Annotated in this window: 10 protein-coding genes and 1 pseudogene; 3 read left to right on the plus strand and 8 right to left on the minus strand. The window is 42.4% G+C overall.

The window, feature by feature from the left end:
* A partial coding sequence (locus WKF69_RS16475; protein WP_340383296.1) for an NUDIX hydrolase occupies positions 1-538 on the plus strand: 538 nt, incomplete at its 5' end.
* A gap of 51 nt (positions 539-589) precedes the next feature.
* On the opposite strand, the gene dnaA is transcribed toward WKF69_RS16475, so the two are convergent.
* The 5 genes from dnaA to WKF69_RS16500 form a co-directional block, all read right to left on the minus strand.
* Positions 590-2,017 carry a chromosomal replication initiator protein DnaA gene (gene dnaA / locus WKF69_RS16480; RefSeq protein ID WP_340383299.1) on the minus strand — a complete coding sequence of 476 codons (1,428 nt, stop codon included), beginning with the start codon at positions 2,015-2,017 and terminating at the stop codon, positions 590-592.
* Between the two features lie 97 nt (positions 2,018-2,114).
* On the minus strand, positions 2,115-3,065 hold the full coding sequence (locus WKF69_RS16485; protein ID WP_340383301.1) for a metallophosphatase: 951 nt from the start codon (positions 3,063-3,065) through the stop codon (positions 2,115-2,117).
* Positions 3,040-3,807, minus strand: a complete 768-nt coding sequence (locus WKF69_RS16490) for a 5'-nucleotidase C-terminal domain-containing protein (protein WP_340383303.1) — start codon at positions 3,805-3,807, stop codon at positions 3,040-3,042. Before WKF69_RS16490 ends, WKF69_RS16485 begins: the two co-directional genes overlap by 26 nt.
* Positions 3,808-3,811: 4 nt before the next feature.
* Entirely contained in the window at positions 3,812-5,356 is a 1,545-nt protein-coding gene (locus tag WKF69_RS16495; RefSeq protein WP_340383305.1) for a methylmalonyl-CoA mutase family protein, read from the minus strand.
* Positions 5,357-5,360: 4 nt separating this feature from the next.
* Positions 5,361-5,972 carry a hypothetical protein gene (locus WKF69_RS16500; RefSeq protein ID WP_340383307.1) on the minus strand — a complete coding sequence of 204 codons (612 nt, stop codon included), beginning with the start codon at positions 5,970-5,972 and terminating at the stop codon, positions 5,361-5,363.
* 17 nt (positions 5,973-5,989) lie between these two features.
* Between WKF69_RS16500 and WKF69_RS16505 the strand changes: the two genes are divergently transcribed.
* Complete coding sequence (locus WKF69_RS16505; protein WP_340383309.1) at positions 5,990-6,343, plus strand: iron-sulfur cluster assembly accessory protein; 354 nt, start codon at positions 5,990-5,992, stop codon at positions 6,341-6,343.
* Between the two features lie 77 nt (positions 6,344-6,420).
* A complete protein-coding gene (locus tag WKF69_RS16510) occupies positions 6,421-7,653 on the plus strand; it encodes an ABC transporter permease (protein WP_340383315.1) in 1,233 nt (410 codons plus the stop codon).
* Between the two features lie 28 nt (positions 7,654-7,681).
* On the opposite strand, the gene rfbB is transcribed toward WKF69_RS16510, so the two are convergent.
* The 3 genes and pseudogenes from rfbB to WKF69_RS16525 form a co-directional block, all read right to left on the minus strand.
* On the minus strand, positions 7,682-8,734 hold the full coding sequence (rfbB, locus tag WKF69_RS16515) for a dTDP-glucose 4,6-dehydratase (RefSeq protein WP_340383311.1): 1,053 nt from the start codon (positions 8,732-8,734) through the stop codon (positions 7,682-7,684).
* A gap of 23 nt (positions 8,735-8,757) precedes the next feature.
* Entirely contained in the window at positions 8,758-9,789 is a 1,032-nt protein-coding gene (gene galE, locus WKF69_RS16520; RefSeq protein WP_340383313.1) for a UDP-glucose 4-epimerase GalE, read from the minus strand.
* Positions 9,789-10,036: pseudogene (locus WKF69_RS16525) on the minus strand (SDR family NAD-dependent epimerase/dehydratase); the annotation flags it as partial. The gene galE and the pseudogene WKF69_RS16525, both read right to left, overlap by 1 nt.

Genomic DNA, 10,036 nt, shown 5'->3' on the forward strand with positions numbered 1-10,036 from the left:
CTGGGAAAAAATATCTTCAAAATACCTTATTAATGCTCCATGGGCAACTTTGAGAGTAGACACCTGCCGGATGCCGGACGGCACCATGATCCCTGATTATTACGTCTTAGAATACCCGGATTGGGTTAATGTCATCGCGCTGACTGAAGACAATCAGGTTATACTCGTCAGACAGTACAGGCATGCGGCAGGAGAAGAGATCCTTGAGCTGCCCGGCGGAGTCATAGAAAAAGGTGAAAGCACTGAAGACGCGGCTCGCAGGGAACTACTGGAGGAAACTGGGTACGAGTTTGATCAAATTGAATTCCTATCAGAGCTTTACGCTAATCCTGCTACGGCAACTAATAAAACTCATTGCTTTTTAGCAACAGGAGGCAGGAAAACTTCTGAGCAAAACCTCGACCGGGGAGAGGAAATAATAATTGAGTTAGTAAGCCCTGATGAGCTTAAGGAATTAGTTCTCAATAATAAACTTGGTCAGGCTCTGCATACAAGCGGCGTGTTCTATGCACTGGTAAAGCTGGGTTTGCTCAAATAGTATCAAGGACAGTTCTCTTTTCTGTCGTATCTATAATATTATAAAAGATGATTAGCTCATCTTGAGCTTCTTCTGAATATCTGCTACATATCCTTTAAACTTCTTGTCTGTATCGATAAGATCGTCAACAGTCTGACATGCATAGATCACGGTTGAGTGGTCCCGCCCGCCGAAGAAAGCTCCAATCGACTTAAGAGAGGTTTTGGTGTGCAGCTTAGCAAGATACATTGAGATCTGGCGTGCCTGAACGATCTCGCGTTTACGGGTTTTTGATTTTACCATTTCTATTGGCACCTCAAAATATTCGCAAACCAGTTTTTGAATATATTCCATCGATATCTCTTTGCTTGAATTCTTGATGAAATTCTTAAGCATGGATTTAGCGAGATTCAGATCAATTTCTTTCTTATTAAGCGTGGATTGTGCCAAGAGTGAAACCATAGCTCCTTCCAGCTCCCTAACGTTATTGTCAATATTGTGAGCAACGTACTCTATTACTTCCCCCGGAAGCTCAATACCGTCCGAATACATTTTCTTTTTCAGGATTGCCATCCTGGTTTCCAGATCTGGGATCTGAAGATCTGCAGAAAGTCCCCATTTGAAACGTGACAACAAACGTTCCTCCAGTCCTGAAAGATCTTTAGGTGGTTTATCGGATGTGATGATCAGCTGTTTGCCTGACTGATGCAGGTGATTGAAGATATGGAAGAATATATCCTGCGTTTTTTCCTTGCCGGCAAAATTATGCACGTCATCCATGATGAGCACGTCCATTGCCTGGTAAAAATTCACAAAATCATTAATGTTATTATTCTTCAGTGCATCAACAAACTGCTGAGTAAACTTCTCACATGACACGTAAAGAACAAGCTTATCAGTCAGGGTACGCTTGATCTCATTGCCTATTGCCTGAACAAGATGCGTCTTTCCTAAACCAACACCGCCATAGATCATTAAAGGGTTAAACGAAGTACCTCCGGGTTTGCCAGCAACAGCGTAACCTGCTGAACGTGCAAGACGGTTGCAATCGCCTTCAATGAAATTCTCAAACGTATAATTCTGATTTAACTGAGGATCAACCTGCAATTTTTTTAACCCCGGTATTACAAAGGGATTCTTGATATCCTTGTTCAAAGAAATCGGCATAGGCATAGACTGGTTTTTCCCTTCCGCGCCGTTGCCGTTTGAAGGCATATTGGTAGTATATGGAATATTGTTCGAAGACTTTTCCACAACGATGTTATATTCAAGTCTTCCTTCCTCTCCCAACTGCTTTTTTACCGTCTTTCTGAGCAAGCCTACATAGTGCTCCTCAAGCCATTCGTAAAAGAACAAACTTGGTACCTGTATGGTCAACACGTTACCGTCTAGTCTTAAGGCTTTTATCGGCTCAAACCAGGTTTTAAAACTCTGAGCTGGGATATTATCCTTAATGATCTGGAGGCAATTATTCCATACCTGTGTACAAGTTTTTTCCATTTAATTTTACTAATAATCTGATTTACAACCGATGCCGTGAGAAATGTTAATAACTCTTTGGAACATCGAATATTCAGAAAAAAATCCGATTAAAAAACTAAATTTTCAAATTAGTTTTAATATACTGTACATCAGAAGAATAACTTATTTTTTGGGCATTTTTTCGATGGAAAATAAAATCGATCCTGCCCAAATTTATGCCTGCAAATCCGACCTGATTTACAAGGGTTTCAGCCCCTTTTAAATTGCGAATTGAGTCGGGTTTATCCATGAATGTATGGGTGTGTCCGCCAATGATCAGATCAATATAATTGGTGCTTTTTGCGATCATAACATCCGACACTTTAGAGCTATTATATTTATACCCCAAATGAGAGAGGCAAACGATAAGATCACATCTGTGGTCGAGCTTTAAAAGCTTTTCCATCTCTAAAGCTTTTGCTAAGGGATCAAGATAAATGGTATTGCCGTACTGCTGTTTATTTACCAAGCCTGCGAGTTCGATCCCTAGAGCGAAAACGCCTATTTTTAAACCATCTTTCTTGAATATTTTATACGGCTGGGTCTTTCCGTTCAGCAAAGTATCAGAGAAATCGTAGTTGGAATTAATGATCGGGAAATCTGCATGCGGCAATTGTTTATGAAAACCTTCAATCCCGTTATCGAAATCATGGTTTCCCATAATCCCGGCATCATAAGCCATCATGCTCATCATCTTAATTTCAAGCTCACCGCCATAGAAATTGAAATACGGTGTTCCCTGAAATATATCCCCCGCATCAAGCAATAGAACATTCTTCTCCTCGCCGCGGATCTTTTTTATAAGTGATGCACGCGGGGCAACTCCACCCATCCCCTGATTTCGCGACCCATCCATGGGAAACGGATCAATGCGACTGTGGACATCATTTGTATGAAGGAATACCAGTTTCACCAGGTCGTCACTGGCATAAACACTGTCAGGGCCTATGCCTAAAGCCAATAGAGCAGCGCCAGCGGCTGTTCCCCGGATAAAATCCCGTCTATTCAACTGTGATTCTGCCATCATTGGTAGGATTTATTATTACGCCCGCCTTATTTTGTTTCTTCAAATACATAAGAAGTGCATCCCGAAGCTTGAGGTCATATTCTTGTCTATCGGTAGATTTAAGGAAAATCGCACCTCCATCGCCTCCGTTTGCGATGTAATCGGAAGTAAGTACAGTGTAGCTTTTAGTCAAATCAATTGGCTGTCCGTTGATTTTAATATCTATTGCCTTTTTATCGCGTATTTTAAAAGAAGCTCCCGCAATTGGATCTCCGCCCCCGGCGGCAATGTAATCGAAAAAACTTTTGATGTCTGTCCCGGTAAACTTGACTGTTGTAAGCAGGTTTTCAAAGGGCATCAGTTCGAAGACTTTGTACAATAAAATATTTCCTTTTGGGAGAGGAATGCGCAGCCCGCCATAATTGGTATAAGCTATGTCAAACGGAATATTTCGTGACTTCCCGGCGTCAGCCATTGCATCCGCCATGAGATTATTCAAAGGTCCTTCAGGCCTGCCTTTACTTATCTCAGCCGATGACACCGCAACGACCTCATTCATCATTGAATCCAGCCGAAGTTTATAAGGAAGGTAGTAGTCGGTTATGGCTTTGTCTTTAGGAAGATCGGATGAAATAGGATATAAAGCCTTATCCGAACTGGCTACCTGTAATTTAGGCGAGCAAGCACACAACAAAATAATGGCTAAAAACCAAGCTACCTTCATGACTGAATTTCTTACATATAAGCTGTTAAAATTTCCCATCTGCTTAATATTCACCAAACTCTTTTCTAAGCACGTCTGCAATTTCTCCCAGGGTTGCATAAGCCTCCACTGCTGTCAGAATAAAAGGCATAGTGTTGCTGCCTGTTTTTGCGGACAGCGCTAAGGCTTTTAGAACGCTGGCAACTTCTTCATTATTTCGTTCAGATTTTAATGTTTTCAGCTTGGCCTGTTGCAACTCGCGGATCGAATCATCCACACGGAAAACCTCCATATTCAGACTCTCATTGTCAACATATTTATTAACCCCTACCAATGTTCTTTCTCCGCTTTCAATGTTTCGTTGATACTGATAGGCTGAGTTTGCGATTTCATTCTGGATATATCCTTCCTCAATGGCAGCCACTGACCCGCCCTTTGCATCTATTATATGAATGTACTTCCACGCCTCTCTCTCAATCTCATCGGTGAGAGATTCTATAAAATATGACCCTGCAAGAGGATCCACTGTATCCGCAACTCCGCTTTCAAATGCAATGATCTGTTGAGTTCTCAAAGCAATTTTTGCGGCGGCTTCAGTTGGCAGAGACAGGGCTTCATCATAACCATTTGTGTGGAGGGACTGTGTCCCGCCTAAAACCGCTGCCAGTGCCTGGCTTGTTACCCTGATTACATTATTCAAAGGTTGCTGAGCGGTCAAAGTTGACCCGCCGGTTTGGGTATGGAAGCGTAATTTCTGAACCCCCGGATCTGTCGCACCCAGAGATTTTGAAATTTCAGCCCACATTCTCCTCGCCGCCCTGAACTTTGCAATTTCTTCAAAGAAGTTGTTGTGACAGTTAAAAAAGAATGACAGGCGTTTTGCGAAAACGTTAATGTCAAGTCCTTTGCTAATTGCGGCCTGCAAATAGGCTTTGCCATTTGCAAGCGTAAAAGCTAGTTCCTGGACGGCTGTTGAACCTGCTTCCCGGATATGATATCCCGAAATAGATATGGTATTCCACTTCGGCAATTCGATACTGCAATATTCAAAAATGTCGGTAATCAACCGCATCGAAGCTTTGGGAGGATATATGTATGTACCGCGGGCAGCATACTCCTTTAAAATATCATTCTGTATAGTTCCGGAAATCTGCGTAAGGTCAGCACCCTGCTTTTTTGCGAGACTGATATACATAGCCAGAAGAATTGGCGCAGTAGCGTTGATTGTCATCGAGCTCGTAACTTTCTGAAGGTCGATTCCTTTAAACAGCAGTTCCATATCCTTTAATGAGTCAATAGCCACACCCACTTTTCCAACTTCGCCCTCAGCCATTGCATGATCCGAGTCGTATCCAATCTGGGTGGGAAGATCAAATGCTACTGACAAACCGGTTGTGCCTTGTGACAGGAGATAGTGATACCTTTTATTAGATTCCTCTGCCGTTGAAAAACCAGCATACTGGCGCATCGTCCATAGGCGGCCCCGGTACATATCCTTTTGGATCCCTCGGGTAAAAGGAAAATCGCCAGGTTGTTCAAGGCTCTTTGGCTCACAATAAACCTCCTTAATTTCAATACCGGAAGTCGTTGTTATTTTCTTTTCTTCCATATTGTTAAAATAATACCTGAACGTCTTTTTTAACAATATCTAAAGCAACTTCATACGGATTCTCGGTTTCCAGACCAGCAAGGTGAACTAGAATCGACTTACTCAGATCGCCTGAAGTCGCATTTTCAGGAAGTGCAATGACAGCACTATTAACTATGCTAACGGTATCATCCTTGATTTTCTTTACGACATTCCACGTAGTGGCACTAACATATAACTGCTGCGAAATATTATGCTGATACTCAGCTCTGATATCTGAAATGATCACATTCTGCATTTCACGTGCACTCATCCCCGGTACATGCAGCCTGATAAGCATATTAGATGGATTGATCCTTTCGAGAAACAGAACCGTCCGTTCATAAGCCTGAAGTCTGAGCGGCAAGGTTTGTTTGAGGCTTTCTTTCCTGATTTCAATCATCCGAAAATTAAATCGCTGATTCAGGTACTCCTTTACATAAAGCCATCCTACAAAGAAGACGATAACTCCCGCAAGCGCAAATTTTACAATATCAAGGAGGTAAGCAATTGAATTCATGAATGATGTATTTGTTAACGGATGGTCAAAAAGCCGGTGGTCAGGACAAAAGTGAGCAATTTCACGTATATTTGTCATATCATTTTAAAAGAAATATGAGTACAGAAATTGCAACCGCTGAAGCTCCCGTATCTTTAACAGACGGAGCAAAAGAAGAAATCAAAAAGCTTATTCAGCAGCAGGAACTTGGAGAGGATTATGGACTACGCTTAGGTGTTGAGGGTGGAGGCTGTTCCGGCATGAATTATATACTTGGATTTGATCAGCAGAAAGAGGGCGACCAGGAGTATTTCATCGACGGGATCAAAGTCTACATGCACAAAGCCCATGGGTTGTATCTGGCCGGAATGCAGGTAGACTTTCAGGATGGCTTGAATGCACGGGGTTTTACCTTCAATAACCCGAATGCAAGCAGCACGTGCGGCTGCGGCACGTCGTTTTCAGTCTAAAAAATAAGTTGTAACATTTCATGAAGTCCTGCCGTCAAACCGGCAGGACTTTTTATATTTATACGATGGCAGCAAAGATGAATTATTCTGAAAATGTTAAAGTGGCTTTACAATCCGTAAAAGGTAACAAGCTGCGGACATTTTTAACTGCAATAATTATTGCCATTGGAATAACGGCACTAGTCGGCATCCTGACTTCTATTGAAGCAATAGAAGGTACTTTGACCAATACTTTTTCAAGTATGGGCGCAAATTCTTTCACGATACGGAACAGGGGCATCGGAATCAGAATTGGTGGCGGCGGACAAAGGCCAAAGCGGTATAAAGCAATAGATTATCGTCAGGCGACTGAATTTAAAAGCAGCTTCACTTTCCCGGCCATGATCTCTGTAAATGTATTTGCATCCTTTGGTGGGACGGTGAAATACGGCAACGAAAAAACCAATCCCAATATATCGATTTTAGGCGCCGATGAAAATTACCTGATGTCGGCAGGTTACAAGCTGGCTTCGGGGCGTAACTTCTCGCAATCGGAGCTCGATTACGGAACTAGCGTCGTGCTCATCGGGGATGAAATAAAAACACGGCTATTCCCAAGTACCGACCCCGTCAATAAGGTCATTCACCTTGGAAATAATAAATTCCGCATAATTGGTGTATTAAAGGCTAAAGGATCCAGTATAGGTTTTGGAGGCGACAAGGCTTGTATAATACCACTATTGCGGGCAAAACAAGTGATGTCCATTACCAATCCCTCGTATACCATCTCGGTGACGGGCGATGATCCTGCACAAATGGAGGCCGCCATCGGGGAAGCAACAGCCCTGTTCCGAAATGTCAGAAATCTTAAAGTTAGTGACGAAAATAATTTCGAAATCTCTAAAAGCGATGCAATCGCACAGACTTTAATCGACAATCTCAGATACGTCCGCTGGGGTGGAATTGTTATTGGTACAATCACTTTGATCGGTGCGGCTATAGCGTTGATGAACATCATGATCGTTTCGGTAACAGAACGAACCCGGGAAATTGGAATTCGTAAAGCCATAGGTGCCACCCCGTTAGTTATCAGGCGTCAGTTTCTTATTGAAGCAATCGTGATCTGCATGATGGGAGGAATAACCGGAGTATTTCTGGGAATCTTAATAGGCAACCTGCTTTCCATGATCATGGGCGGTTCATTTATTATGCCATGGGCATGGACTATATTAGGCTTAACACTTTGCATAGGGGTTGGGCTTATCTCTGGTTTGTATCCAGCCATCAAAGCCTCTAAGCTTGATCCTGTTGAATCGTTAAGATACGAGTAAACTACTCCGTGCCGAACTCCAAAAGTCCCTACCGGCTCTCATACTGGCTTGAATAATAAGACTGATAGTCACCTGAAGTGACATTCTGAAGCCATTCTTCATTTTTCAGATACCAGTCCACTGTTTTCGCCAGACCCTCTTCAAACTGAAGGCTCGGTGTCCAGTTTAAATCCTGCTGGAGTTTGGATGAATCAATTGCATATCTCTGATCATGTCCTGCGCGATCAGTGACAAAGGTTATTAGCCTTTCGGATGTCCCTTGCTCCCGCCCCAGCTTCTCATCCATTATCTTGCACAACAGTCTGATAAGGTCGATATTTTTCCATTCGTTATGTCCGCCAACATTGTAAGTACTTCCCGGGACTGCATTATGAAATATAACATCGATGGCCCGGGCATGATCCTCAACCCACAGCCAGTCACGAATATTTTCGCCCTTACCATAAACAGGGATAGCCCAGAAATTTTTAATGTTGTGTATTGCCAGCGGTATTAACTTTTCCGGAAAATGATAGGATCCGTAATTGTTGGAACAGTTCGATATTACAGTATCAATGCCGTAAGTATCATGATATGCCCTGACGAAATGATCAGAGCTTGCTTTTGAAGCTGAATACGGGCTATGGGGATCATAACCCGTATCTTCTCTGAACAAGCCTTCATCACCAAGGCTGCCATACACCTCATCAGTTGAAACATGATAAAAGCGATGCTTGCCGTACTCGTCTTTCCAGGCAATTCGAGCAGCATTTAAAAGATTTACTGTCCCGACAACATTGGTCAGCACAAATTCTGTGGGGTTGCTGATCGAGCGGTCAACATGAGATTCGGCAGCAAGATGTATTACAGAATCAATTTTCTCCTCCGCAAATAATTTATTTATAAAGTCAGCATCAACGATATCTCCCTTGATAAAGCGATAATTAGCGCGATTTTCAATATCCTTAAGATTTAGCAGATTTCCGGCGTATGTCAGCTTATCGAGATTAACAATTTCGTATTCAGGATAAGAGTTAACGAACCGCCGTACAACATGTGAACCAATGAAACCCGCTCCCCCAGTAATTAATACTTTCTTCATTATGTCAATAATTCGATCTTAAATTAAAATGGATTCTGCTTAATATAATTTTCCCATGCCCAGGCAGAGCTCATCATTTCCGGAAGACCCAATTCAGCCTTCCATCCTAAATCTTTTTCAGCCTTTTTAACGTCGCCATATATCTTTTCTATATCTCCGCCTCTTCTGGGCCCAATTGTATAGTTTAACTTAACTCCGGTTGAGGATTCAAATGCTGCAATGATCTCCAAAACAGTATTGCCTCTGCCCGTGCCGATATTATAGACATCATAAGATAATTTCCGCTTAGGATTATCCATGTTTTTCAATGCTGCGATATGAGCCTTCGCTAAGTCCACTACATGTATATAGTCCCGAATACAAGACCCATCCGGCGTATCGTAATCATCTCCAAATACAGTGATCTGACCACGCTTGCCAATAGCAGACTGTGTTATAAACGGAACAAGATTTTGGGGAACACCGATGGGGAGCTCACCAATAAGCGCCGAAGAATGCGCGCCTACGGGATTAAAATATCTCAAGGCGGTAACCTTTAAATTCTTATTCGCCTTTACTGTATCGTTCAAAATATCTTCAGCGATCTGCTTGGTATTTCCGTAAGGCGACTCGGCATGCTTTACTGGTGAGTGCTCCGTAACCGGCAGGGTATCTGGCTCTCCATAAACAGTACAGCTCGAAGAAAAAACAAAATTTACCTTCTGGTCCGCAAATGCCTCTAATAAATTAACAAGAGAATAAATGTTATTGTGGTAATACTTCAATGGCTGCTCGACGGATTCGCCTACTGCTTTGAATGCTGCAAAATGAATTATCCCCTCAATATCGGGATGTGTCTGAATTAAGTTACGAATGCTTGGCTCATCACTCAGGTCAAAATTGAAAAAGTCAGGGCTTACACCCGTAATGGTTTCTATTTGTTTAAGAACTTCTGAGCTCGAATTACTGAGGTTGTCAACGATCACTGGATGGTATCCTGAATTTATAAGCTCCACAACTGTATGTGAGCCAATATAACCTGTACCGCCGGTGACCAGAATTTTCTTTCCGGTCATTATTTATTATTGTAGTAAGTAAAGTCTTTGTGTTTAATTTCCTTTTCAGGCAATGATTTGAAATACTCGTAAGTGATTTTCAAACCTTCTGCTCGGCCAACCTTAGGCTCCCAGTTCAGGATGGTCCTCGCTTTTGTGATATCCGGGCGTCTCTGTTTGGGATCATCAGTGGGAAGCTCTTTGAACACCATCTTCTGCTTTGTTCCCGTAAGCTTGATGATCTCATCCCCAAACTGCTTTATAGTGA

It is taken from the genome of Daejeonella sp. (assembly GCF_037719425.1).
Lineage (GTDB): Bacteria > Bacteroidota > Bacteroidia > Sphingobacteriales > Sphingobacteriaceae > Daejeonella.